27 protein-coding genes and 1 other annotated feature (1 of these 28 cut by a window edge) are annotated in these 26,312 nt (G+C 29.6%); of the genes, 22 read left to right on the top strand and 5 right to left on the bottom strand.

The features are described from left to right. Window positions 1–182 (top strand) — a binding site (T-box leader); it begins 45 nt to the left of the window's first position. Between the two features lie 51 nt (window positions 183–233). The 19 genes from FAY47_RS01350 (at window position 234) to FAY47_RS01265 (ending at window position 20,802) form a co-directional block, all read left to right on the top strand. Next, window positions 234–2,876: a valine--tRNA ligase gene (locus FAY47_RS01350; RefSeq protein ID WP_143314603.1), complete on the top strand. Its 2,643-nt coding sequence runs from the start codon at window positions 234–236 to the stop codon at window positions 2,874–2,876. Between the two features lie 327 nt (window positions 2,877–3,203). Next, window positions 3,204–3,935 carry an ATP-binding cassette domain-containing protein gene (locus tag FAY47_RS01345; protein WP_143314602.1) on the top strand — a complete coding sequence of 244 codons (732 nt, stop codon included), beginning with the start codon at window positions 3,204–3,206 and terminating at the stop codon, window positions 3,933–3,935. Beyond that, window positions 3,928–5,115: an ABC transporter permease gene (locus tag FAY47_RS01340; RefSeq protein ID WP_143314601.1), complete on the top strand. Its 1,188-nt coding sequence runs from the start codon at window positions 3,928–3,930 to the stop codon at window positions 5,113–5,115. The genes FAY47_RS01345 and FAY47_RS01340 overlap by 8 nt, the downstream gene beginning before the upstream one ends. 135 nt (window positions 5,116–5,250) lie before the next feature. Next, window positions 5,251–6,933 (top strand): DUF6382 domain-containing protein, encoded by a 1,683-nt coding sequence (locus tag FAY47_RS01335; protein ID WP_143314600.1) that lies wholly within the window; start codon window positions 5,251–5,253, stop codon window positions 6,931–6,933. Between the two features lie 29 nt (window positions 6,934–6,962). Then, window positions 6,963–8,048: an AAA family ATPase gene (locus FAY47_RS01330; RefSeq protein WP_143314599.1), complete on the top strand. Its 1,086-nt coding sequence runs from the start codon at window positions 6,963–6,965 to the stop codon at window positions 8,046–8,048. 8 nt (window positions 8,049–8,056) lie between these two features. Continuing rightward, window positions 8,057–9,298, top strand: a complete 1,242-nt coding sequence (locus FAY47_RS01325) for a CpaF family protein (RefSeq protein WP_143314598.1) — start codon at window positions 8,057–8,059, stop codon at window positions 9,296–9,298. 113 nt (window positions 9,299–9,411) lie between these two features. Continuing rightward, complete coding sequence (locus FAY47_RS01320; RefSeq protein WP_143314597.1) at window positions 9,412–10,359, top strand: type II secretion system F family protein; 948 nt, start codon at window positions 9,412–9,414, stop codon at window positions 10,357–10,359. A 1-nt stretch (window position 10,360) separates the two neighbouring features. Continuing rightward, complete coding sequence (locus tag FAY47_RS01315) at window positions 10,361–11,230, top strand: type II secretion system F family protein (protein ID WP_143314596.1); 870 nt, start codon at window positions 10,361–10,363, stop codon at window positions 11,228–11,230. 262 nt (window positions 11,231–11,492) lie between these two features. Further along, a complete protein-coding gene (locus tag FAY47_RS01310; protein WP_143314595.1) occupies window positions 11,493–11,669 on the top strand; it encodes a Flp1 family type IVb pilin in 177 nt (58 codons plus the stop codon). Window positions 11,670–11,688: 19 nt separating this feature from the next. Further along, a complete protein-coding gene (locus FAY47_RS01305) occupies window positions 11,689–12,348 on the top strand; it encodes a TadE/TadG family type IV pilus assembly protein (protein WP_143314594.1) in 660 nt (219 codons plus the stop codon). A 10-nt stretch (window positions 12,349–12,358) separates the two neighbouring features. Beyond that, a complete protein-coding gene (locus FAY47_RS01300) occupies window positions 12,359–14,749 on the top strand; it encodes a DUF5702 domain-containing protein (protein WP_143314593.1) in 2,391 nt (796 codons plus the stop codon). 12 nt (window positions 14,750–14,761) lie between these two features. Then, window positions 14,762–15,475, top strand: coding sequence for a hypothetical protein (locus tag FAY47_RS01295; protein ID WP_143314592.1), 714 nt, complete (start codon window positions 14,762–14,764; stop codon window positions 15,473–15,475). A gap of 83 nt (window positions 15,476–15,558) precedes the next feature. Continuing rightward, a complete protein-coding gene (locus FAY47_RS01290; RefSeq protein ID WP_143314591.1) occupies window positions 15,559–16,272 on the top strand; it encodes a hypothetical protein in 714 nt (237 codons plus the stop codon). A 53-nt stretch (window positions 16,273–16,325) separates the two neighbouring features. Further along, window positions 16,326–16,496, top strand: a complete 171-nt coding sequence (locus FAY47_RS20130) for a hypothetical protein (RefSeq protein ID WP_185966682.1) — start codon at window positions 16,326–16,328, stop codon at window positions 16,494–16,496. A gap of 9 nt (window positions 16,497–16,505) precedes the next feature. Further along, the gene (locus FAY47_RS01285; RefSeq protein WP_143314590.1) at window positions 16,506–17,252 is read left to right on the top strand and encodes a TadE family protein; all 747 of its coding nucleotides are present in this window, start codon (window positions 16,506–16,508) and stop codon (window positions 17,250–17,252) included. 53 nt (window positions 17,253–17,305) lie between these two features. After that, window positions 17,306–17,914, top strand: a complete 609-nt coding sequence (locus FAY47_RS01280) for a prepilin peptidase (protein ID WP_143314589.1) — start codon at window positions 17,306–17,308, stop codon at window positions 17,912–17,914. Window positions 17,915–17,923: 9 nt separating this feature from the next. Then, on the top strand, window positions 17,924–18,436 hold the full coding sequence (locus FAY47_RS01275; RefSeq protein WP_143314588.1) for a prepilin peptidase: 513 nt from the start codon (window positions 17,924–17,926) through the stop codon (window positions 18,434–18,436). A gap of 26 nt (window positions 18,437–18,462) precedes the next feature. Next, on the top strand, window positions 18,463–19,386 hold the full coding sequence (locus tag FAY47_RS01270) for a hypothetical protein (RefSeq protein WP_143314587.1): 924 nt from the start codon (window positions 18,463–18,465) through the stop codon (window positions 19,384–19,386). Window positions 19,387–19,488: 102 nt separating this feature from the next. After that, window positions 19,489–20,802 carry a folylpolyglutamate synthase/dihydrofolate synthase family protein gene (locus tag FAY47_RS01265; protein WP_143314586.1) on the top strand — a complete coding sequence of 438 codons (1,314 nt, stop codon included), beginning with the start codon at window positions 19,489–19,491 and terminating at the stop codon, window positions 20,800–20,802. Between the two features lie 150 nt (window positions 20,803–20,952). Here FAY47_RS01265 and FAY47_RS01260 read toward each other — a convergent pair whose 3' ends face one another. After that, the gene (locus FAY47_RS01260) at window positions 20,953–21,198 is read right to left on the bottom strand and encodes a TIGR03905 family TSCPD domain-containing protein (RefSeq protein WP_143314585.1); all 246 of its coding nucleotides are present in this window, start codon (window positions 21,196–21,198) and stop codon (window positions 20,953–20,955) included. 150 nt (window positions 21,199–21,348) lie between these two features. Here FAY47_RS01260 and FAY47_RS01255 point away from each other — a divergent pair, with 150 nt between their 5' ends. Continuing rightward, window positions 21,349–22,257, top strand: a complete 909-nt coding sequence (locus tag FAY47_RS01255) for a YncE family protein (protein WP_143314584.1) — start codon at window positions 21,349–21,351, stop codon at window positions 22,255–22,257. On the opposite strand, the gene FAY47_RS01250 is transcribed toward FAY47_RS01255, so the two are convergent. After that, on the bottom strand, window positions 22,217–22,762 hold the full coding sequence (locus tag FAY47_RS01250; RefSeq protein ID WP_143314583.1) for a DUF4364 family protein: 546 nt from the start codon (window positions 22,760–22,762) through the stop codon (window positions 22,217–22,219). The genes FAY47_RS01255 and FAY47_RS01250 overlap by 41 nt on opposite strands. Window positions 22,763–22,864: 102 nt before the next feature. On the opposite strand from FAY47_RS01250, the gene FAY47_RS01245 reads away from it, so the two are divergent. Both FAY47_RS01245 and FAY47_RS01240 read left to right on the top strand, forming a co-directional pair. Next, window positions 22,865–23,623 (top strand): polysaccharide deacetylase family protein, encoded by a 759-nt coding sequence (locus FAY47_RS01245; RefSeq protein ID WP_143314582.1) that lies wholly within the window; start codon window positions 22,865–22,867, stop codon window positions 23,621–23,623. A gap of 112 nt (window positions 23,624–23,735) precedes the next feature. Then, window positions 23,736–24,392, top strand: coding sequence for a single-stranded DNA-binding protein (locus FAY47_RS01240; RefSeq protein ID WP_143314581.1), 657 nt, complete (start codon window positions 23,736–23,738; stop codon window positions 24,390–24,392). 110 nt (window positions 24,393–24,502) lie between these two features. Here FAY47_RS01240 and dapD read toward each other — a convergent pair whose 3' ends face one another. The 3 genes from dapD to dapB all read right to left on the bottom strand — a co-directional run bounded on the left by dapD (window position 24,503) and on the right by dapB (window position 26,310). Beyond that, window positions 24,503–25,213 carry a 2,3,4,5-tetrahydropyridine-2,6-dicarboxylate N-acetyltransferase gene (gene dapD, locus FAY47_RS01235; RefSeq protein ID WP_143314580.1) on the bottom strand — a complete coding sequence of 237 codons (711 nt, stop codon included), beginning with the start codon at window positions 25,211–25,213 and terminating at the stop codon, window positions 24,503–24,505. 118 nt (window positions 25,214–25,331) lie between these two features. Then, the gene (locus FAY47_RS20125; RefSeq protein WP_185966681.1) at window positions 25,332–25,487 is read right to left on the bottom strand and encodes a hypothetical protein; all 156 of its coding nucleotides are present in this window, start codon (window positions 25,485–25,487) and stop codon (window positions 25,332–25,334) included. A gap of 70 nt (window positions 25,488–25,557) precedes the next feature. After that, the gene (gene dapB, locus FAY47_RS01230; protein WP_143314579.1) at window positions 25,558–26,310 is read right to left on the bottom strand and encodes a 4-hydroxy-tetrahydrodipicolinate reductase; all 753 of its coding nucleotides are present in this window, start codon (window positions 26,308–26,310) and stop codon (window positions 25,558–25,560) included. Window positions 26,311–26,312: the final 2 nt, after the last annotated feature.

Below are 26,312 nucleotides of genomic sequence, written 5' to 3'. Positions count from 1 at the left end.
AGAGAGGGATTAGGTGAAAGCCCTTATATGGAAGGTTTTGAAGGTAGCTTTTGAGCTTCCTTAGTGAAATTTTTTAGTAGCTAAGGACGGTTTTTCTAAACCGTTATTTAAATAAGAGCCTATAATAGTTCTAATTTACTATAGTAGGAATAAAGGTGGTACCGCGAGTCTTCGTCCTTTTTAGGATTAAGGCTCTTTTTATTTTGCAAAGATAAAGATAAGGAGAAATAAATATGGAAGAAAACAAAAATTTATCAACTACATATGATCCAAAAGATTTTGAAGAGAGAATATATAAAACTTGGGAAGAGAAAAAGTATTTTACTCCAGTTGTAGATAAGAGTAAAAAGCCTTATTCAATAGTTATGCCACCACCAAATATAACAGGTAAACTTCACTTAGGGCATGCTCTTGATAATACACTTCAAGATATGCTTATAAGATTTAAGAGAATGCAAGGTTATTGTACTTTATGGGTTCCAGGTGAAGACCACGCTTCAATAGCAACAGAAGTTAAAGTTGCAAACGAACTTGCTAAAAAAGGTCTTGATAAGAAAGAAATGGGAAGAGAAGCATTCTTAGAAAAAGTTTGGGAATGGACTGATGAATATAGAGAGAGAATAAGAACTCAATTAAAGAAGGTTGGAGTATCAGCTGACTTTACAAGAGAAGCTTTCACAATGGATGATAATCTAGATAAAGCTGTTAAACATGTCTTTGTTAAATTATATAATGAAGGTTTAATTTATCAAGGAAATAGAATAACTAACTGGTGTCCTCATTGTCAAACAGCTCTTTCTGATGCTGAAATTGAATATGAAGAACAAGCAGGTCATTTTTGGCATATTAACTATCCACTAGCTGATGGTTCTGGTGTTTTAGAAATCGCAACTACTAGACCTGAAACATTACTAGGTGATAGTGGAGTTGCCGTTAATCCAAATGATGAAAGATATAAGCATCTTATAGGGAAAACTGTAATTTTACCATTAGTAAATAGGGAAATCCCTATAGTTGGCGATGAATATGTTGATTTAGAGTTTGGAACTGGTGCAGTTAAGATGACACCAGCTCATGATCCTAATGATTTTGAAGTAGGGAAAAGACATAACCTTGAAATTATAAGAGTTATGGATGATAAGGGAATTATCAATAAACTTGGTGGAAAGTATGAAGGGCTTGATAGGTATGAAGCAAGAAAAGCTATTGTAAAAGATTTAGAAGAAGCAGGATTGTTAGTAAAGGTTAAAGACCATGCTCATAATGTTGGTACTCATGATAGATGTGGTACTACTGTAGAGCCTATAATTTCTAAGCAATGGTATGTTAAGATGGAATCTTTAGCAAAGCCTGCTATAGAAGTAGTTAAAAATAAGAAAACTAAGTTTGTTCCTGAAAGATTTGAAAAGACTTATTTTAATTGGATGGAGAACATTCAAGATTGGTGTATTTCAAGACAATTATGGTGGGGACATAGAATCCCAGTTTTCTATTGTAAAGATTGCAACGAAATGATGGTATTAGAAGATGCACCTACAGCATGTACAAAGTGTGGATCTATTAATATAGAACAAGATAAGGATGTATTAGATACTTGGTTTTCATCAGCACTTTGGCCTTTCTCAACACTTGGTTGGCCAAATAAGACAGAAGACTTAGATTTCTTCTATCCAACAAGCACTCTAGTTACTGGATATGATATTATATTCTTCTGGGTTGCTAGAATGATTTTCTCAGGACTTCATAACATGGATGAAACTCCTTTTGATACAGTATTAATTCACGGTATTATTAGAGATTCAGAAGGAAGAAAGATGAGTAAGTCTTTAGGAAATGGTGTTGATCCTTTAGATGTTATAGATAGTTATGGAGCTGATGCTTTAAGATATATGTTGGTATCTGGTAATGCTCCGGGAAATGATATAAGATATTATCCAGAAAAAGTAGAATCAGCTAGAAACTTTGCTAATAAGATTTGGAACGCTTCAAGATTTGTTATGATGAATCTTGATAAAGATATAATGAATAAATACAAAGACTGTACTGAATATTCATTAGCTGATAAGTGGATATTATCAGAAATGAATAACTTAATCAGTGAAGTTACAGAAAATATGGATAAGTTTGAGCTTGGAATAGCTATACAAAAAGTTTATGACTTTATGTGGACTGAATTCTGTGACTGGTATATAGAGCTTGTAAAACCAGTATTCTATGGTGAAGATGAAAAGGCTAAAGGTGTAGTTTATAATGTTTTAAATAAAGTTTTAATTACAGGATTAAAATTATTACATCCAGTAATGCCATTTATAACAGAAGAGATCTTTACTCACTTAAGTGATGAAGAGACAATTACAACTTCAGCATGGCCAGAATTTGAAGAATCATTAGTTGATAAAAATGCTGAAGAAGAAATGGCATATATAATAGAAGCAATTAAAGGACTTAGAAATGTAAGAGCTGAAATGAATGTTCCACCTTCAAGAAAGGCAAAAGTTATTTGTTATATTGGAGAAGAAGCTAAGGAAGCATTTAAGTCAGGAGTAGTTTATATTGAAAAGCTTGCATCAGCTTCAGAGGTTGAGTTTATAGATAACAAGAATGAAGTTCCAGAAAATGCAGTATCCTTAGTAGTTAAAGGTGGAGAATTATTTATGCCTCTTCTAGATTTAGTAGATAAGGAAAAGGAACTTGAAAGATTAAACAAGGAAGTTAAAAAGCTCAATGGTGAAATAGAAAGAATTGATAAAAAGCTAGGGAATCAAGGATTTGTTGCTAAAGCCCCTCAAGCAGTGGTAGATGGAGAAAAAGCTAAGAGAGAAAAGTATGTTGAAATGCTTGAAGCTGTTGAAGCGAGAATAAAGGCTTTAGGTTAAGTATATTGTTTTCAAATATTAATATTATCTGTAGGAAAACAACTAGCTATAGAGAAATATTTAGTTGAGAAAATTTAGTTATGTGAAATTATAAGGCAGTCCCATTGGGCTGCTTTATTTATATGTGGAAAATGTAGAGAATTTAAATACTAATGAGTACTAATAAAGTTGAAAGATTGTTTGCTATTACATATATTGGGAAAAATTTGAGGTTAATATTAAACTAATCATAAGATAATTTGGATTAAAATCCAGTAATATCTAGTTAAAATTTAATATCTATTGTATAATAAATAGAATACATTAAGAGAAATAGGGGGAGAAGTTTTGTTAGAAGTAAAAAATCTTACTAAGAAATTTAAAGATGCAACTGTTGTTGATAATCTGTCCTTTGAAGTAAAGGAAGGAGAAGTAGTTGGACTTTTAGGTGAAAATGGTGCAGGAAAAACTACAACTCTTAGAATGATTTCAACTATGTTAAAAATTACTTCAGGAGAAGTTATTGTTAATGATTTAAGTGCTACAAATCAAGGAAATAAGGTAAGAGGAGAAATTGGGATATTATTTGGAGGAGATGTAGGACTTTATGATAGATTAAGTGCAAGAGAAAATATAAAGTATTTTGCTAATCTATTTGGAATGAGTGATGACGAGGCAAATAAGAGAATTGATGATTTGGCTAGTGAATTTGGAATGATAGAGTATATTAATAAAAAAGTTGGTAAGTTTTCAAGGGGAATGAAACAAAAAGTATCTATTGCCCGTTCAATTGTTCATAATCCATCGGTTATGCTATTTGATGAACCATGTACAGGCTTAGATGTAAGAGCAACTAGGATAATTCATGATTTTATAAGAAAATGCCAAGATGATAAAAAAGTTATACTATTTTCAAGTCACTCAATGACTGAAGTAGAAAAGCTTTGTGACAGAGTAATAATAATCCACAAGGGAAAATTGTTAGAGAATTCAACGATAAAAGAACTTAAAGAAAAGTATAGTAATCAAGATTTAGAAGATGTGTTCTTTTCATTAATTGGAGGTGATTCCAATGAATAATTTCATAACTGTATTAAAAAAAGAATTAACAGATATATTAAGAGATAGAAAAACCATTGCCTTTACTATTATATTACCTATATTAATTTACCCAATAATGTTTAAAGTTATGGGCTCAACAATGCAAAAGAGCTCTAAAGATGCAGAAAAAGAAATAAGAGTTGTTATTGAAGGAGATAAGGAATCTAGTTTAGTTGAGGTTCTAAAAACTCAAGATAATATAACGATAGAAGATGTGGAGAATCCTTCAAAAGCATTAAAAGATGGTGAAATAGAATTAATAGTTAATTTGCCACATAATATAGATGCTAATATAGCTGAAAAGAAATCAAATAATATAGAATTGTTAGTAGATGACCAATCAGATAAATCTACAATTGCAGCTGGAATGGTAAATACTCTTTTTGAAGGGTATAGCAAGCAGATAGTTGAGCAAAGATTAAATGAGGTGGGGATAAATTCCTCTATACTTACACCATTTACAGTAGAACAAAAATCAGGGATAAGCGAAGATGGAAAGATGAATTCAGTAGCTAATATGCTTATGGGAATGCTACCTGCAATGATAGTGATATTACTTCTTACACCTACTATGGGCTTGGCAGCTGATATGGGTGCAGGAGAAAAAGAAAGAGGAACTTTTGAACCTTTGTTATCAACATCAGGAAATAGAAGTTCGCTTTTATGGGGAAAGATTGCTAGTATGGCTCTTATCGCTGTAGTTGCATTAATTGCCAGCATGTCATCTCTGTTTGTATCATTCAAGGGATATATTTCGTCAGTAGCTGGTACAGAAATATCTTTTGATATAAATTCAAAAGCAATAGCATTGATAATATTATTTTCATTATTTATAATAATAGCTATTTGTACTTTACAAATAGGAATAAGTATATATGCAAGATCAACAAAGGAAGCAAATACATACCTTTCAGGGTTAATGGTTCCTATGATGTTACTTGTATTTGTTCCAATGTATATGAATGTAAAAAATATACAAGAGGTGTTTTTCCATGTACCATTAGTAAATGCAGTTTGTGTTATGAAGGAATTCTTATTTGGAATATATAATCTTCAGCATATAGCAATAGTTATAGGTTGGCATATAGTATATATTATAGCTATAGTTTCTGTTACAAGGTACATGTTCTCAAGGGAAGAAGTTATATTTAGAAGTTAAATTAAAAATATTAAGTTTGGAGATTCCAACTCATAATAAAATGAGTTGGAATTTTTTTTGGATTATGGATTAAATATCGATAGTTGTATTTAAAAAGCTAAGATGGTAATATATTAAAAGAATGGAGGGGTAATAGTGACAAATTTAACCAAAGAAATAGTTTTTGTTACAAATACAAGCAGTAATAAAAATTATTTAGTTACAAACTTTAACGCTTTAGAATTAATTGATTTTCAAATTGAAATGGTAAATAGAAATGTGGATGGTGGCTTTTTACCTATTGAGAAGAGACAATTTAATTCAGAAATTCAATTGTATTATGAGACTACATCTCTAATTCCAATTGATAGTTATTTTAGGATGAATAGAATATCAAGAAAGAACTTTTTGGATATTGTAAAAAATTTGTGTGGGACATTAGTCAAATCAGAAGAACAATATTTGTCCGTTAATAATTATGTTTTGGATCTTGATAAGATATATATATCTAAGGAAAACTTACAAGTTAAGTATATCTACATCCCAATTGAAAAAAATTACAACTTAAACGTTAATGATAAGTTTAAGAATATGATTAAAGATATAATAGTAGATTATGCAAATATTGACGATACTTATTCAGATCATTATCTTCAGAAAATGTTGAATTTCTTAAAGAGAGAAAAGACTACTATAAAGGAATTTTACGATTTTTTCTTAAGTAATGTCTGTAAAGATATGGGTACCATCCTAAATGAACAAAACAATATTCAAGGTAATATAGGGAGAGATAGAAGTTTCGTTCAACAACCTAATATAATGGGACAAAATCTAAATAATAATCCAATGCAAACAAACAATAATCCTGTGCAAATGAATAACAATCAGTTTAAACCATCAAATAATTTGAAGAAAAGTAAAGCTGATTTAAGTGAAAAGGTAGAGGTTAAAGAAGTATACAAAACAGTAAACATAATAATAAGCATTGTTATGGTTGTGGTTACAGCATGCTTAGCAGTTTTGGCATTTATAGCATTAGAGGATGTTTCACAAAAATTAGGAGTAGTTTTAATAATTGGAGTACTAGATTTTCTTGCTTTAAAAAACTTATTAGATAAGAAAAAGAAGATCAAGGTAAAAGTAAAGATAAAAGAGCCAAAGAAAAAAGATGAGATAAAGAAAAATAAAACTGTTCAAAATAATATGAGTAATGGAAATGTTAATAACAATATGAACATAAATAACGGCGTTTCAAGTAACAACGTGAGCAATAATAATGGAAATATAAACAATGGGATGCCAAATAATAATGTTAACACTTCTGTGAATACTAATAATAACTTTATGAATAATACTACAAATACTAGTACTAGTACTAGTAATAATTTTAATATGCAAGCTAACAATAATATGAATTACAATATGCAAAATATTAATAATAGCTCTACTGGAGTAAATATGAATAGTTCTAATGTGAAAGAAATACCTAAAAATGACTCTACAGAAAATTATGATGATGAAACAGTATTGCTTACAACAAGTGAACCTTATCTTTTAGTAAATAGTTCAGGAAAATCTGAAAAAATATACATAAATACTAGAAGGTTCAGACTAGGAAGGTTATCTACACAAGTAGATTATGCTATATTAAACAAAGCTGTAGGTAAAATTCATGCAGAAATAATTAATCAAAAGGGAATGTACTACATAGTTGATTTGAATTCAAAAAATGGAACCTTTATCAATAAAAAAAGGATAATTAGCAATAGTCCTCAGCCATTAAAAGATAAAGATGAAATTATGCTAGCAGACTCAGTATATACATTTAGATTATATTAAAAAGAATTATAAAAGCGAGGTGATTAATTATGGCAAAGATAAGTATAGCAATAGTAGATGCAGATGATAGATATATGCAAGGAGTAAGTGATTACTTTAATAATAATTATTCCGAAAGATTTACAGTTAGTTGTTTTTCGAATAAAGATTATCTATTAGAATTTTTAAAAACTAAGAAAAAATTCGATATAGTAGTAATTAATAAAGACATGTATTTTGAAGAGTTAACAACTTACAATATAAAAACAAAAGTTATATTTAGTGATTTTGAAGAACAAGGTGAAATTGATGGCTATCCTATAATTAATAAATATATTTCAGGACAAGCTCTTCATGATAGTCTTATTAAGGCTTATACTGAACAGAATTCTGATGAATTAGAAAAGTTATCGGTTACTAATACAGAAAGTAAGATTATTACGGTCTATTCTCCAATAGGAGGGATTGGGAAAACAACTATAGCAGTTAATTTAGCTAAGGAGTTAGCGGCTAATGGAAATAGCGTGTTATATTTAAATCTTGAAGATGTTCAAACTACCGATTTATATTTTAATTCAATGAAAGAAACTACATTATCTGATTTAATATTTGCTATTAAAGAAAAAAAGAAGGACATTAAAGGAGATATAGTAAGTTTTGTAAGTAAGGATGAGAATTCAGGAGTATATTTCTATAAGTCAATTGACAGTATGCTAGATATTGAAGATATGGATAAAAAGGATGTTAAAGTTCTTTTAGAAAATCTTATAGAGGTGCAGATGTTTAACACAATTATTATAGATACATCATCAAAATATAATTTACAATATAGAGTTTTATTAAACAATTCAGATGCTATAATAGTTCCATTTGGTATGGATAATGTTTCTACAGAAAAATTAAATACATTTATAAATAATGTTACTGATTTAGAAAAGTATACATTCTTAATAAATAAATCAATAAATAATCTAGAGTATATGGTGCCGGAAGCTCTACAAAGAGAAAATAAAAGTGTAGAAGGTGGAATACCCTATGATATGAATATGCAATTTAATTATGCTATGGAATCAAATGCTACTATGGTTATGAAGCAAATATTACAAAGCTTAATAGTTAAATTAAATTTAGTTTAGGTGATAAGATGAAAGAAGAATTAAAGCAACAAATAATCGATGAAGTTAATTCTATGATAAGGGATGATAGATTCATTCAACAAGATTTATCAGATGAAGATGCTAGAGACGTTATATCAAAAGAAGTGTTTCAAAAAACAAAAAGTTATGCCGTTAGCGTTTCAGAAAAGATAGAATTAGTTAATACGGTATATAACTCTATTAGAAAATTAGATGTATTACAACCTTTAGTAGATGATAAAGATATTACAGAAATTATGATTAATGGTCATAAAAATATCTTTGTAGAAAAGGATGGGGAAGTAATCCAAGTAAAGACTGTATTTGAAGATCAGAAAAAGCTAGAAAACTTAATTCAAAAGATAGTTTCTGATGTTAACAGAGTAGTTAATGAATCGTCTCCAATAGTAGATGCAAGATTAAAGGATGGTTCAAGAGTTAATGTGGTATTACCACCTATATCTTTATGCGGGCCTATTGTAACAATAAGAAAGTTCCCAGAAGACCCAATGACAGTAGAAAAGTTAATAAGGTATGGTTCAATAACACCAGATGTTGCAAAGCTATTGCAAAATTTTGTATTAGCAAAATATAATGTGTTCATAAGTGGTGGTACTGGATCAGGTAAAACAACATTTTTAAATGCTTTATCTAATTTCATTCCAAGGGATGAAAGAGTTATAACTATTGAAGACTCAGCAGAATTACAAATTGAAAATGTAGACAATATAGTAAGACTTGAAACTAGAAATGCCAATACAGAAGGTAAGGGTGAAATATCTATTAGAGATTTAATAAAATCTTCACTTAGAATGAGGCCTGATAGAATTGTTGTAGGAGAAGTAAGAGGAGCAGAAGCTTTAGACATGTTGCAGGCAATGAATACAGGGCATGATGGTTCTTTATCAACAGGACATGCCAATTCTACAAAAGATATGTTAAGTAGACTTGAAACAATGGTTCTTACGGGAGTAAATTTCCCAATTCAAGCTATTAGACAACAAATATCATCAGCTCTAGATATTATAGTACATCTAGGAAGACTTAGAGATAGAAGTAGAAAGGTCTTAGAAATTGCGGAAGTGCTAGGAATAGATGATGATGGAAATATAAAACTAAATCCTCTTTATGTGTTTAAAGAAGAGGGAGAAACAGAAAGTGGAAAAATCATTGGAAGTCTTGTTAGGACTGAAAATGAATTAGTAAATAAGGAAAAACTGTCTATGGCAGGAATACATATAAATGTATAAAATAAATTAAACAATTAAAAACCTATTTTATTGAAATTTTAGTTAGCTTTACATGTATTGTATCTCTAAAACAATATTGATTTAACTAAATATATTGAAATAGGGGGTAAAGAATGAAAACGGAATTCTTGATAGGAATAATTGCTATTATAGCAGTTATATTAGTAATATCAGTGATATTAATCGTGATTATAAAAAAACGACGCAATTATGAAGTTATAGAAATTGAAGTAATTAATAAAGATGAAAAAAATAGGGTTAAAGAGAACAAATCTAAAGGCATAAAAGAAAAGAAGAAAAAAGAAGGACCAGGTATATTGCCAAACTATAGTTACTATAAGATGAGTGTGAAAGAATTTATCTTATGGGGACTTTTGGGAATGGCGGTTGCTTTTGCTGTTGGATATGTATTTTATCAAAGTGTAGCATGGGCAGCTATAATATCACTTGCAGGTTTATTTTATCCAAAGATGAAAACTAAGGATCTAATAAACACTAGAAAGGTAAAGCTATTGCTTCAATTCAAGGAAGCATTATATGCTTTATCATCATCATTATCAGCAGGTAAATCTGTTCCTATGGCATTTAAAGATTGTTATAATGATTTAAAGCTTATGTATGAAGAAACATCTGACTGTTATATCTTAGATGAACTTCAATTTATCATAAGAAGGATAGACAGAAATGAAACAATTGAAGATGCATTAGCTGATTTTGCAGAGAGAAGTGCTTTAGATGATGTTCAAACCTTTGCATATATATTTACTACGTGTACAAGAACAGGAGGAAACCTTAAAGAGGTCATAAGAAATTCCTCTCAAATTATTGGAGATAAAATTGAAATCAAGCAAGATATAAATGTACTGGTTTCAGGAAAGAAGTTTGAACAAAAAATTCTTTCTCTAATACCAGTAGTGCTAGTTGCTTTTTTATATATGAGTGCTCCAGATTTTATGGCACCATTAAAGTCAATTAGTGGAAGAATGATAACTACAGTGTCCATAATACTTATACTTATAGGTAATCTTTGGGCTAAGAAAATAATGAAGATAGAGGTGTAGTATGTTAGCAGGAATACCATTTATTGCGGTTTTAATTTTAATAGTATTATTATTTTTGCTTGGTTCCAGTAAAGGTTACAAAAAGGAACTAGGTAGTATAGATAAAAATCAATATCCACTTAAAGATTTTCTTCCAGTAGGACTATTTATTGTTGATAGTATAGGAATTGGGAGATTTAAAAATATAAATAGAGAACCTTATTCAAAGATGATGTCTATCTATGGAGTAGAAGCTAGTGATAATTTTAGGGTATATGAAGCAAATAAGTGTTTATATATGTTAGTTGGCTGGCTTGCTGTTTATTTGTTAATGTTTACTAATAGGGAATTTTCTGCTGCTATGACAGCTTTAGGACCATTAGCTTCGATTTTAGTGTTTTTCTTATTGGACTCAAATTTAAATAAGGATTTTGAAAAGAGAAGTTTAAAAATAAAATATGATTTTCCAGAGTTTTTAAGTAAATTAACTCTTTTAATAAATGCAGGACTAACAGTAGAAGGTGCTTTTACTAGAATAGTAGAAGGTAATAAAGAAGATACGGTACTTTATTACGAAATGAAAAAAACATTGTTAGATTTAAAAGGGCAAAAGGGCATGGAAGAAGCTTTAAAAGGACTCTCTAGAAGGACTAAGGTAAAGGAAATAACAAAGTTTGCAAGTATAGTTACTCAAAGTATGATAAGAGGTTCTAGTGATATAGTAATAGTATTAAATAAATTGTCATTTGAGTGCTGGGAATCTAGAAAGAATGTGGCTAAGCAAAAGGGAGAGGAAGCATCAACAAAATTACTTTTCCCAATGATGTTAATGTTAATAGCTGTATTTCTATTAATAATGACTCCAGCTGCCCTTCAAATAGCTAATTTTTAAAGTGAATTAAAATATGAAATAGAAAAATCTATTTCATATTTTTTTGTGCTTTTTTTAGATTAATTTAAAAAGCAATGAAAAAAACTGAAACTTATACCAGTATATGCCAAAACGGGACTAAAGTCCTGAAAAAATACTATATAAGGTCCTATTTACAAATATTATCACAGAAACTACAATTTATTAAGGAGATACAATATGTGATGAAGTTTATAAGAATTTCATACAAAATAATAATGATTTAACAAGTAGGGGGATAAAGATGAATAACTTAAAAAGATTTATTACAGAAGAAGAGGGAATGGGTACAGTTGAAATGGTATTAATAATAGTTGTTTTAATAGCCTTAGTATTATTATTTAAGGACGCTATAGTTGCATTTGTTAATAAAGTTTTGGGTAGTATCAGTAGTGGTGGCGACAAGGTTATGGCTCCTTAGTAAAGGATTATAAAATATTATGATTGAGATTAGTAAAAAAACGAGCAATAAAAAAGGAAGCTTAACAGTTGAAATGGCGTTAGTATTCCCGTTTATATTTGTCTTTGTAATATTTATATGTTTTGCTGCTTCTATGATTTACAATAGGACAACAGCAAATTCAATTGCAAATAAGAACTTAGACAAAGCTGCAATTTACTGGCTTAAAAGTAATATAGATTTTCAAACTGGTGAATATATATCTGCAGATTCAGATATATATTCATCTTTGTATGATTTTAAAGCTGATCAAAAGAAAGAATCCTTAAGCGTAGCCTTAGATAAGGACATCCATTCTTTCTTGTTAGCTAAAAATGTTAAGATAAGCACAAATGTTACAAGTAAAAACTATGTTATTTTTAGAAAGTTAAAAGTTGATGTAAATATTGATTATGGAACTCCTTTTAAAGGTATATTTAAGTTAATAGGAATTAACAAACCAATAGTAGATACATTTCAAATAGATGCAGTGATTAATAATCCAGTAGAGTTTACTAGAAATGTTGATATAGCATTGGAAATATATAAGGAAGTATGTTATAGAATGGATAAAGGAGATCCACTGGGAAACTTTAAAGATAAATTAGATAAAATAAAGGAAACTATCGATAACTTTGACCAGTTTGCAAAGGGGAATTAAGGGATGAAATATGAAAAATAGTAAAGGATCTATAACCATCTACTTAAGTTTAATAATCGTAATTATAATTGTATTTATTGGTGGATTGGTAGATGGGTCAAGAATGAGAACTGCTGATACCCAAGTAAATAGGGCAGTTGATAATGGTACAAAATCTGTACTAGCTTCCTATAATAGAGATTTAAAAGATAAGTATGGACTTTTTGCTTATAGTGGTGATGAATCTAGTATGCAAGACACAGTAACAAGTGTTACTAAGGATAACTTATTGTCTCCTGGAGATGGATATGTTGATCTTTATGATTACAAATTAGATGCATTAAACATAAATATGAAAGGGCCATTAACACAGCCTGAGGTCATTAAAGAACAGATATTACAAAATATGAAATATAGAGCTCCTATAAACTTAATGGAAAATATAATTCAAAAATTAAGCTTATTTAAGGATATGAACAAATACAGTGATGTCCTAAAGAAGAAGGAGAAATTAGACCAAAAGGTTAAAGATATTGATAAGAAACTTAAATCAGTAGATGAACAAGGAAAAAAGATACAGGATTTAATTAAAAAGATAAAACAGTATGACAACGAAGATAATAGAAAAGATGTTACATATCAATTTTCTGATATAAAGGCTTTCTTACATTTATCTATGATACTAGATGCTGTTGAAAAATATGAAGACAAAAAGCAAGAAGAGAATCCTAAGTATGAACCAATTAATCTAAGTAATTTAAGAAGTATCATTAATAAAGGAAAAAAAGATTGTAGTAAGCAAATTGAAGAAGACGTTAAACAACTTAAAGAAGCCTTAGATGAATTTTTAAAGGACTCGAAGGTAGCTAAGGAAGCTGTTGATAATGCTAGAGATGTATATGAACAATATAAATCTAGTTTAGAAAATACTGAGACTAGTGCGAACAAGGGCACAATGACCAATAATGGCTTAGGAGATAGCGTAGATGCTATAAATGAAGGTTTTCAAATGGAAGCAGAAACCTATGATGCTATATTTGGTGATAAAAACAATTTAGATGAAAATATCAAACGTGCTAAAAACAATAAAGAAGCAATTGAAGAAATACAAAAACAAATGGAGAACTATGATAAATTCCGTGGCAGTGATTATAATGAACATGAGGTTGATGGAAATGTCATAGGGGAAATAAAACAGTTAAGCAGGAAGAATGATTATGCTTCAGTAATTGACTTTTACAATAGTAAAAATAGCATGAGAGATACTAAGAGAAGACTTGACATTCCTAGTGAACTTACAGATATTCAAGATACTATAAGTAGCTCTGTTGATAAGCTGCAAGAATTATTAGAAACACCGCCTCAAGAAAAGCCTGAAGATGCTACAGGCAGAAAACAAAAGGCTGGAGAAGATCTAAAGGATAAAAAGGAAGAGAGTGTAGATAATGATCCTAATTTATCAGAAAAAAGTATAGCACAATATTCATCTGTATTACCTTCTAAAAATATTAATACTAAAGATTTTATCAAGTTTGATAAAAATAGAGATAGTGCTATTTCTGGAGATGGTAATTCTAATATAGAAAGATCTTTAGATGCCATGGATGTCTTAGCAGGATTAGAAAACGCTCTAGACAGTATTAGGGATAAGGTATATTTAAATGAATATGTAATGACTAGGCTTAAAGATAGGGTTGTAGGTGAATCGCCAGAATTAGCTAAGAACAGAGTTCCTAAAATGGTTGATTTTGATACACAGTTAGATTATGAAATTGAATATATTTTAGCTGGAAATCTTGATGACAAGAGTAATAGTGATAATGTTTGGTGGAAGATTTATGCTTGTAGAGTTTTAGCAAATGCTATATCAATTAGAGGTATTACTGATTGTATGCAAAAGATTCAAGATATGGCACTATTAACCCAAGCAACTCTTGCAATATTTGGAATACCTTCTAATTTAACTTTTCTTAAGGCTATATATGCAGCAGGATGGGTAGCAGCTGAAAGCAAGTCAGATCTTGATCTTTTAGTTAAAGGTCATAAGGTACCTTTATATAAAAGAGATTTTGATCATTGGGCTACACAAAATGTTTTGACTGTTGAAAGCTCAGTGGTTGAAACGTTTGACAATCCTAAAGAGACATCAGATAAGCTTTTAAGTACAATATATAGTGATTATTTAAGGTTATTCTTATTATTACAATCGCAAGAAACTACCTTAGCTAGAACAGAAGATATGATACAAGTAAATATGAAAAAGGGAAATGAAGATTTTGATTTATCAAAAGCTATGACACAAATTAATGTAACTGGTACAGCAAGTATTAAATATATGTTTTTTAATCTTCCTATGATGTTTGAAGAAAATAGGAAGAGTGGAAGATATGAAATAAATATTAAAAAGTCATTAAGTTTTTAAGGAGGAATAAGGATGAAAAAGAAAAGAATTTTAGCAATAATAATGTCATTAACATTAGCATTTAGTGTAGTAGGGTGTGGTAAAAGTAATAGTGGAAACACATCATCAACAGAAACTACTACAAAGGAAGAAAGTGCTTCAGATTCAAAAGATGGATTTAAGAAGATTGAAAATACAGAAAAAAATATCTTTGACTTAGGAGCTAAGCAGACAAAAGAAATTAAGACCATTTTAGAGAAGTATGGAGTAAAGACAGCATATAATGGTGATCATAATACAGATGTTCCGATTCATGTAGCTAAAGATGAAAATGATTGCTCACTTAAAGGGGGAAAAGGGTATAATATATCAAAAACTGGAGAAGTAAAAGTAAATGATGGAGGAGATCATCAATATGGAATACTTTACAATGCTTATGTAGGAGATAATACAGATGGACCACTTTATTTATATCAAATAACAATTGACTATCCAACAACAGAAGAATTTAAATTAGACAACTTTAAGATGTTTAAAGAATTAGTACAAGAAGTACAAGGTAGTGATTATGATTTTGCTTCATTAGATAAATGGATGTCAGAGCATATTAAGAAAATACAATCAAAAGAAAAGCAAGGGGCATCAGCAAGGGATGTAGGTTCATTCCATGAAGGTATAGAAGGTGGAAGCAAAAGAGCTGGTAAAAATACAAATATGGTAATATTTAGTTTTTCGCTAAGAAAATAATATAAAACTTAATACAGCATTTGATTAGATGCAAGTGCTGTATTAAGATGTTTTAACTACTTTACATAAACAAGGGGTAAGGGATGAAAAAGAAAAGGATTTTAGCAATAATAATGTCGTTAACATTAGCATTTAGTGTAGTAGGGTGTGGTAAAAGTAATAGTGGAAACACATCATCAACAGAAACTACTACAAAGGAAGAAAATACTTCGGATTCAAAAGATGGATTTAAGAAAATAGAGCCTACACAAAAAAATGTCTTTGATTTAGGTGCAAAGCAGACAAAAGAGATTAAGGATATTTTGGAAAAGTATGGAGTTAAGACGGCTTATAATGCAGATAAAAATATGAAAGTGCCAGTGCATATAGCTAAAGATGAAAATGATTGCTCACTTGAAGGGGGAAAAGGCTATAGTATAACAACAACTGAAGGGGTAAATCTTAATGATGGTGGGGATCATAGATACTCTATATCTTATAGTGCTTATGAAAGTAAAAATACAGATGGACCACGTTATTTATATCAAATCACATTTGACTATCCAACAACAGAAGAGTTTAAATTGGACAACTTTAAGATGTTTAAAGAATTAGTACAAGAAGTACAAGGTAGTGATTATGATTTTGCCTCATTAGATAAATGGATGTCAGAACATATTAGAAAGATACAATCGAAAGAAAAACAAGGAGCATCAGCAAGAGACGTAGGTTCATTCCATGAAGGTATAGAAGGTGGAAGCAAAAGAGCTGGTAAAAACACAAATATGATAATATTTAGTTTTTCACTAAGAAAATAATATTAAAATGTTTTAACTACTTTACATAAACTTTACTAAATAAGGTGGAAATGGTGAAAAAGAAAAATATATTAGGGGTATTGCTACTGATTATAGCAACATTTGCAATAGTTAGTTGTAGCAGAGATGAAGCTTATGAATCGGCTTCAAAGAAAAGCACGATAAAAGAAGACAATAATTCGAATTCAAGAATTGGATTCAAATTTGATATAAAGATTAGGTGATTTACGAGGATGTTTAAAAGAAATAAAGGATCTATAACCGTAGAAGCAGCATTAGTAGTGCCAATATTTGCTTTAGCAATGCTTACTTTAGCCTTTATAATGAGGCTTGTATATATTGATGAAACTATGAAAAATTCATTAAGTCATACTGCTAATAATATTAGTGAATATTCATATCTTTATGAAAGATCAGGATTAAAGGATATAGCAAGTTCTGCAAGTACTGCTATGGGTGATTCAGCAGATAAAGTTGAAGAACAAAAAAAGGTAGTTTTAGAAGCACTTTCTAAGTTTAATAAAATACAAACACAAGAAGATGTTCAAATGGGAGATATTGCTGAGATTAATGCACAAATGCAAGGTAGTAGTGATTTAGGAAACTTAATGAATACTGTTAAAGATAACCCTGGAAAAGAAGGGATAATGATTTTATGTGCTATAGGTAATTCTTATAAAGATAAAGCTGCAGCAGCAGTTTGTGAGAATATTTCGAAATATTTATTTCTAATGGACTTAGGGAATGATAAGGAATCCTCTGAAGATAAATTAGGTAAGATGAATTTAGTAGATGCTGGTGGCAATAAGGTATCTAATGTAAAGGACGCTTTAAACTTTGAGGGGACAACCTTTAATAACGGTGAAGATATAGTAATTCAAGTTCAGTATAACGTGAAGGTGCCATTTCCTTTAATATCTAAGAAGGTTTTTCACATGAAACATAAAGCTCGTGTAAAGGCTTGGATCGGAGACAAATGAAGTAATAATTCAAGTGAAGGTGGAGATGGCAAATAAACAAAGGAGGTGGGAACATGTCACCATATTTTCTTCTCATAGGAGCATTAATACTATGGCTTTTCTATGGAGTAATAGAAAGTAGTATAAAAGATAAAAAAATTAATTTTAGCGTTTTGAAGAATAAGTTTACATATTTACAGGGTATTATTCTAGTTATTTTAATAGGGGTATTAACTTATTATGAAGAACCTGGTATAAAATTAATTTTTGATAGTATAGTTACATTCTTATTATTTGCTTTAGCATTAGTTGATATTAAAGAAAAGGTAGTATCAAACAAAGTGATAATTATGTTAGCAGTAGTAAGTGTAGCGTCAGTATTTGTAATAAACAAAGATAATTTAATAAACGTTGGTATAGCTTTTTTAGTGATATCAATCGTAGTGTTTTTATTAAGTAAATTTACTAATGAAGCATTAGGTTATGGTGATGCAATTTTATTGTCAATATTATCACTATATTATGGCTTAGATGGAATCTTGATGGTTTTATTTTTAGCTTCATTATTTGTAGCTATTATAGGAGTATTTTATTTAATTAAAAGTTTTAAAAATAGAAAAAAAGAAATGCCTTTTGTGCCATTTATTTTAATAGCGTGTATTTTGGTAAATGTGTTACAGTAGGAGGTTGTTTTGGAGATTTTTATAAAAGGAATTTTAGTGTTATTGGTGGTTATTTGTTTTGTTACAGATGTTAGAAACAATAAGATATATAATGTGGTATTATTGCCTTTTGTTATAGGTGGACTATTATTGAATTTTATATTTGGAGGTTTAGGTAGAGGAGTGGATTCCTTAATTGGAGGGATTATTCCTATAATAGTATTTGCACCGCTGTTTATATTTAAGATGTTTGGAGCAGGTGATATTAAATTATTTTCAACTATAGGATTTTTAATGGGATGGCAATTTTTATTGAATAATATTATATATTCCTTCATAGCAGGGGGAATTGTATCAATAATACTTATATTAATTAGAAAAAATTTTTTGAAAAGAATTAAGTATCTTTTCAGCTTTTTATTTAATTTAATATTGAGTAAAAGCATGGTAGATTATGAAAAAGGGAATGGAAGATTTCCTTTTGCCGTAGCAATATTACTTGGGAGCATTTCCCAGTTGATAATGGTATATAATTTTATATAGAATGTAAAAATTGAGGAGTGTAATTAATGAACGAAGATATGAAAAATAGAAGTACTATGGAAATATTGACTAAGACGATGCCTATGATCATGGTAAGAATGGGAGCAAATATTCTAAAGGGAGTAATAGCATTCTTAGTATTTGGAATATTTTTTGGTATAGGGGCAGCATTGAGAAAAATGACTCATGGTAGATTTGATCCAACAATATTTACTTTTATAGCAGTAATAGCAGTAATGGCAGTGGTATATTTCATAAATCACTGGGTTATGTATTTAATAAAAGCTGGACATGTTTCTGTAATAGCATATTATATGGCTTATGGATGTTTACCTGAGGAAGGACAAGTTGAGTATGCAAAGAGAACTGTTAAAGAAAACTTTATAACAACTAATGTTGGTTTTGGTTTTGATAGTTTAATTAGAGGTGCTACAAATCAAGGGTTGTCTGTTTTAAATAGAGTAGAAGATTTCTTGGATTTTATTCCTGGGATTGGAACATTCATGTGGATCGTAAAGTTCTTTATTAAGACTGTAACAAATTATGTTGATGAAGCAGTAATGGCATATATTTATATAAAGAATGATGAAAGTAATGTATGGAAAAAGACAGCAGATGGAATAGTACTATATGTACAAAACTGGAAAGCTATTTTTAAAGCTAGTGCTAAGGTTGCAATTGGAGTAGTGGCTATAAAAGCATTTATGTTATTTTTAATAATAGGTTTCTTAACTCCACTTATGCATTCAAAAGGATTTTTTATAGGTATAATAGTAGCTATTTTATTATGGGCAATAATATCTGCTACATTTATTGAACCAGTGGTAGTAATTATTATGATTAAGGATTATATCTATGCTAGTTCTCAATCAGAAGTTTCTTATGACTTATATGGACAAATGCAAGACTGTTCAAGCAAGTTTAAAGAAATTGTTTCAAGATCTATATAAAAGTAATTTAGTACAAGTCAAATGCAAAGGTCATTGCGTTTGACTTATTTTTTTTCTATCTTATAATATAGATATTAATTAAAATGAATAGGATGATAAGTAATGAAATATAAAGAGGCTATGAATTATATAAAACAGGTTGGAAACTTTGGATCAAATTATGGATTAGAGAGAACATATAAATTATTAGAACTACTTGGTAATCCACAGAAAGAACTTAAACTTATACATATAGCAGGCACTAATGGAAAAGGGTCTATTACAGCGATGATAACTTCTCTTCTTAGAGGAAAGGGGTATAAGGTAGGTATGTATACTTCACCATATCTAGAGGAATTTGAAGAAAGAATTCAAATAAATGGTGATAATATACCTAAAGAGAGATTAGGATACTTAATGGATAAGGTTAAAATTGCTGTAGATAAGGTTATAGAGGAAGGGTTTAGCCATCCTACTGAATTTGAAATAATAACTTGCTTAATGTTTTTGTACTTCTATGAAGAAAATGTTGATTATGGAGTTATAGAGGTAGGTCTTGGAGGAAGGTTAGACTCTACAAATGTTATTATGCCAATAGTAAGTGTAATAGCATCTATTAGTTTTGATCATACTAATCTACTAGGAAATACACTTTCTGAAATAGCTTGTGAAAAAGCAGGGATAATTAAAAGCAATACTCCAGTAGTAACTTATCCTCAGGAAGAAGAAGCTTATATGGCTATTTATAATAAAGCTAAGGAGATGAATTCTACAATTTATAATGTAGACTACAAGGATGGAGTATTAATAGATATATTAGATGAAAATAAAATCTATCAACATGTACAAGTTAATTTTAAAGAACAGACTATTGATTTAAAATTACCATTACTTGGAGCACATCAAATAACTAATCTTTTAGTAGCCCTTAAGGCATATGAAGTGATTTGTAAAAAGGAAAATTTAGAAATAGTAGAAGAAGAAATAAAAAAATCTATAGAGAAGGTTAAATGGATTGGAAGGTTTGAAATAATGTCTAGGAATCCTTTAATAGTAATAGATGGAGCACATAATATCCAAGGTATAAGTCAATTAAGTGTTAATGTAAAAAAGTATTTGAAATATAAAAATATTTATTTGCTTTTAGGAATATTAGCAGATAAACAAGTAGAAGAAATGGTAAAGGTTATAGCACCTATGGCAAGGAAAGTATATGCTCTTACTCCCCATAGTGATAGAGCAGAACTTGCTGTTGATTTGAAAAAGGTTGCTATGAAGTATAATAGCAATTGTGTTGCTATGGAAGGGTATAATGAAGCTTTGACTCTGGCACTCCAGGAAGCTGATAAAGATGATCTGATTCTTGTAAGTGGCTCCCTTTATATGATAGGAGATATGAGAAAAAAAATAAGAGAGATTTGTAATAAAGTATTATAGCATGAAAAAGGAATATTACCATATATATTCTTAAGAATATAAGAATATAAGAATATAAGAATATGCTGAAAAAATGGCGGCTAAGAAAATTACTAAAACAAGCTATCAAAATAGAAGTATTAACTTCTTTATGATAGCTTGTTTTAGTATTTATTTATTTTTCCACTCTTTTAAGGCTTTAGCTAATTGGTCAGGACAAGAAGTACCTTTACCTTTACAGTCAATTCCTTCTAACTTATCTATAGCATCATCAACATTCATACCTTTAATTAATGCTGAGATACCTTGTAAATTACCTGAGCAACCTCTAATGAAGTTTACTTCCTTAATTATGTTGTCTTCAACTTCAAAGTTGATTTCTGTGGAACATGTTCCTTTGGTCTTGTAAGTGTACATAATGCACCCTCCTCCATTGTCTAAGTGTAATTATATTATATGCTTATATTGAAAATAAATAAAGTGAAATATTAACTGAAAGTTGTCCCACTAGTTGGGGTTTCACATATATTATAAGTACAAAAGGTTTTTCTAAAGGGGGTTAAAAAGATGAAATATATTTTTGTATGTAATACAGCTGGTGATACATTAAGTAAAATTAACTTGAAGGATTATTCAGTTGAAAGTCTACCCTTAGAATTAGGAGAAAAGCCTGTTGGACCTCATGGAATTGATTATTATAACGGAAATATTATAACTACAAATAATTATAGCAATAGTATTTCTATTTTTAGTTTAATGGCTAATAAAGAAATAAAGAATATTCACGTAGGTGCTCATCCAAATGATGTAAAGGTATTTAAGGACAAGGCTTATGTGCTTTGTGGCGAATCTAATTCATTGGTTGTAGTAGATTTAAATAAGGAAAGTATGATATGTGAGGTATTTCTTGGAGCTAGAGCATTTCCACACAGTATAGAAATTTATCCAGAAAAAGATATTGCATATATAAGTAATATGGAAGGACACTCTATAACTGTCATAGATTGCTTAAAGAATAGGGCCATAGATAATATAAAAGCACCAGAGTATCCAACAAAGATTTTACTATCTAAGGATAAGAAAAAGTTATACCTTTGTGAAAGTTATCTCGGAATGGACATAGATGGATATATATCTGTAATATCTACAGATAGCAATGAAATAGTTAAACGTATAAAAGTAGGTGGAAGTCCTGTTGATATTTTTGAAGAGGATGAAAGATTATATATTACAAATTTTTCTGAGGGATATTTAAGTATAGTAGATTTAAAAAAAGAGAGAGAAATTAAAAAAATTTTTGTAGGTGGAATGCCTAGAGGGATTATAAAATATAAAGAAGATATTTTTATTGGGAATAATATGAATGGAAAAGTTATAAAACTTAATTTAAAGGAAAGAATAATTAAAACCATAACAGTAGGCAAAGAGCCTAATGCTATGATTCTTGTTGATTATCCTCAGAAAACAGTAGATTAATAATTTTATTATATAAATCAGATGGGTTCTCTTGCCACTTTGAGCAAAGAGAGACAGCTTGTTTTCTTGTAGGAACGGATAATTTTAACTCCATAAGTGTTAAATTATCTTCAAGAGCTTTAAGATCAACTAAAAAACTATCATTTTTTGCTATAGTATAATCACTTTGAATAGTTAATTCTTTTTTTATCAAATCAATCTTATCTTTTATATAATTATCGAATATAGCTATTTTTGAAGGAGAAAGTCTGTCATTAAACAAGGATAGAACATTTTCTCCTTTTTCGGTTAAAATTAAAAGTTTTTTTTCGTTTATATTTTTATAAGATATAAACTTAGATAGTTCAAGCTCACTAATATATTGTTGTAAGGTGAAATAATTTATGAAATTATTTTCAAGAACTATTTCAGTAAGTTGTGTATTAGAAATTGGTGTTTTTAATTCACTTAAAATATATAAAAGTAATAATTTGTTTTCCGCAAGTTCTGCCGAATTTTCAAACATATAACAACCTCCATCTCCTGTGAAAGTATACGAAATTATTATATCATAAAAAGTTGATAAGTGAATATAAATTTAAATATAGAAATAGTAGGAGTCTTAGAGGTGAAATGGAGATGGATTAAGACAATTTTATCTATATTGTTAATATTTGTTTTAATAGGGGCATCATATTTATTCCAAAATGCAAACAAAAAGGTTTCAAGTGAAGTATGTGAACTTCCTATATATTCAGTAAATAAAGAAGAAAAAGTTATAGCTATAAGCTTTGATATAAATTGGGCTGAGAAGGATTACCTTAATAGCATATTAGATATTTTGGATAAATATAATGTAAAAGCAACATTTTTTATAATGGGAGGTTGGGTAAATTATAGTGAGGAAAACTTAACAAAACTAAAGTTAATTCATGAAAGGGGTCATGAAATCGGAAATCATAGTTATAAACATCCAATGTTTAGTAGTATTTCAGAAGCAAGGATGTTAGAAGAACTTAAGAAAACAAGTGAAACTATTGAAAATGCTATAGGTGAAAAGCCAAAACTTTTTAGATTTCCTAGTGGAGATTACAATAAAAAAGCATGTAGAACCGTTTGGTCAGCAGGATATATACCGATTCAATGGGATACAGATTCGGTTGATTGGAGGGAACAGGGAGTTGATGTTGAATATAATAAGGTTAAAAAAAATGTAAAATCAGGATCTATCGTACTTTTTCATAATAATGCTAAATATACTCCTCAAAATCTAGATAGGATTATTAGAGAATTAAAAAGTGAGGGGTATTCTTTTGAAACTGTAGGACGATTAATTCTATATGAAAATTATTATATAGACGAAAATGGTATCCAATATAGAAAATAATTTCAAATTATATTGAAAACTAATGTTAAAATGTATTATAATGGAAATATGTACTTGTGGGGGTCTTCTTTATTTTGAATTAAGTTATTACCAAGGGAGAGAGGGGTTACAAATGGATAATTTAATGTTAAATAACAAAATATATCTTGAAGGAAAGATAGCATCTGAACTTGAGTTCAGTCATGAAATGTATGGGGAAGGATTTTATAGCTTCAATATTGAGGTTATGAGATTAAGCGATTCAGTAGATTTGTTAAATATTACTGTTTCTGAAAGGTTATTAAGTGAATTAGATTTAACTATTGGAAATGAAGTTATAGTAGAGGGACAACTAAGATCATATAACAAGTTTATGGATGGATCTAATAAACTTATATTAACAGTTTTTGCTAGAAACATAGAACCATGCATTGAAAGAAGTAAGAATCCAAATGAAATTTACTTAGATGGATTTATATGTAAGGAACCTGTATACAGGACAACCCCATTTGGAAGGGAGATAGCTGATGTGTTATTAGCAGTAAATAGAGCATATAATAAGTCGGACTATATTCCAACTATTGCGTGGGGAAGAAATTCTAGATTTTGTCAGACTTTAAGTGTTGGAGATAATATAAGAGTTTGGGGAAGGCTTCAAAGCAGAGAATATCAAAAGAAGATTTCCGAAACTGAAGCAATTAAAAAGATTGCTTATGAAGTGTCTATTTCTAAAATGGAGAAAGTTTCAAAAGAGGATTCAGCGTCACAAGATGAAGCTGGAGCAGTGTAGAATTTGCTATTATATAAATTAAATTAAACTAAACAAAATGAAGTATATAAACCACATAAGAATAAATTAATTAATTTTTAAAAGCAGCTTTTATAGCTGCTTTTTATGTATCAATCTCTTAAATCTTTTAGTTGTTCAGTTTTGCGACGTGTTTCAATATCAACTTTTTTAATAATTTTGGCAGGGACACCTGCTACTAAAATTCCTGGAGGGACGTTTTTAGTTACAACAGCACCTGCTGCTACAACAGCGCCATAACCTATGGTTACTCCTTCTAGTATAACGGCATTAGCACCTATCATAACATCATCACATATAATACAAGGAGAAAGACTAGGTGGTTCAAGAACACCTGCTATAACAGCGCCAGCACCTACATGGACACGTTTGCCTATTTTTCCTCTGGCACCAATGACAGCATTCATATCTATCATTGCCCCTTCGCCTATTTCTGCACCTATATTAATTACGGCTCCCATCATGATTACAGCATTACGACCAATTTTTACGAAATTTCTAATAATTGCCCCTGGCTCAATTCTAGCATCTAATTCTAGTAAATCTAACATGGGTATAGCTGAATTCCTTCTATCATTTTCTATACGAAAGTGTCTAATTAAGTGTTTATTATTTAAAATAATAGGTGTTATTATATTACATTCTCCTATCAAAATATAAAATCCTTTTGATCCATACCATTCGGTATGGCTTAAGTCAGCATTGCTTAAATCACCATTCACGTAAACTTTAACTGGAGTTGTCTTTTTAGATTCTTTTATATATCTTGCAATTTCAAAAGGATCGGATAAATTACAATTCATAATATGGACCTCCATAATCACTTCTCTATATATAATTATGTTTGTCTTATGAAAATTTGCAAAAAATCGAAGAAATAATTAAATAAATAAGAGCTGCCTATATATAGACAGCTTTTTATTAATTGATATGATCACTTTGAAAGCCTTCAGTCTTAATAGATTGTCTTTTATCATTTCTATTATGATTTTTAGCTTCCTCATCTGTAAGTGGTGTTTGATGGTTGCACTTTTCCATTCGTGCCTTTTTATTATCAGGTTGACTATCCTTTGTCATATTAGTATACCCTCCTTAATGTAATCTATAAAATAGTATTTACAATTAAAAAGAAGATATTCTATGAATTTTATAATCCTATAACATCATCCATATTATAAAGACCAGGATTTGTTATAGTGCTCATGTATTCGCAAGCTTTAAGTGCACCTACTGCAAAAACTTCTCTTGAAATTGCTTTATGAGTTAACTCGATAACTTCGCCAGTACCAGCAAATATAACATCGTGGTCACCAACTATAGAGCCTCCTCTTACAGCATGTATACCTATTTCGTTTTGTGCTCTTTTAGAATTTCCTTCTCTTCCATAAACATATTCTGTTTTATCAGTTAGCGAATTTTTTATAGTATCAGCTAGAAGGATAGCAGTACCGCTTGGAGCATCAACTTTTTGGTTGTGATGTTTTTCTACGATTTCTATATCATAGTTTCCATATAGCAAAGGTGCTACCTTTTTTAAAAGAGAATTTATTAAATTTATGCCAAGAGACATATTAGCTGATCTAAATAGAGGTAGTGATTTGCTTCTTTTATCAATTAAGTCTAAGTCCTCATTTGAAAATCCTGTTGAGCATATTACTAAAGGTTTTTTAGTTTTTTCGGTTAAGTCTAAAATGTCGTTTAAGGCATCAGCTCTTGAAAAGTCTAAAAGAACATCGTAGTCTATATTGACAGCTTTAGTGCTTTCAAATATAGGATAACCAAGTTCAGCAGGGTATTTATCTATACCAGCAACTATTTGTAAATTATCGAATTGTTTAGCGGTTTCAGTTATCATTTTGCCCATTTTTCCTGAGCATCCGTTTAAAATTATTTTAATCATAT

It is taken from the genome of Clostridium sp. HBUAS56017 (assembly GCF_007115085.1).
GTDB classification, from domain to species: Bacteria; Bacillota; Clostridia; order Clostridiales; family Clostridiaceae; genus Clostridium; species Clostridium cibarium.
The sequence above is the reverse complement of the archived record's forward strand: the minus strand, read 5'-3'. Positions and strand labels throughout refer to the sequence as shown.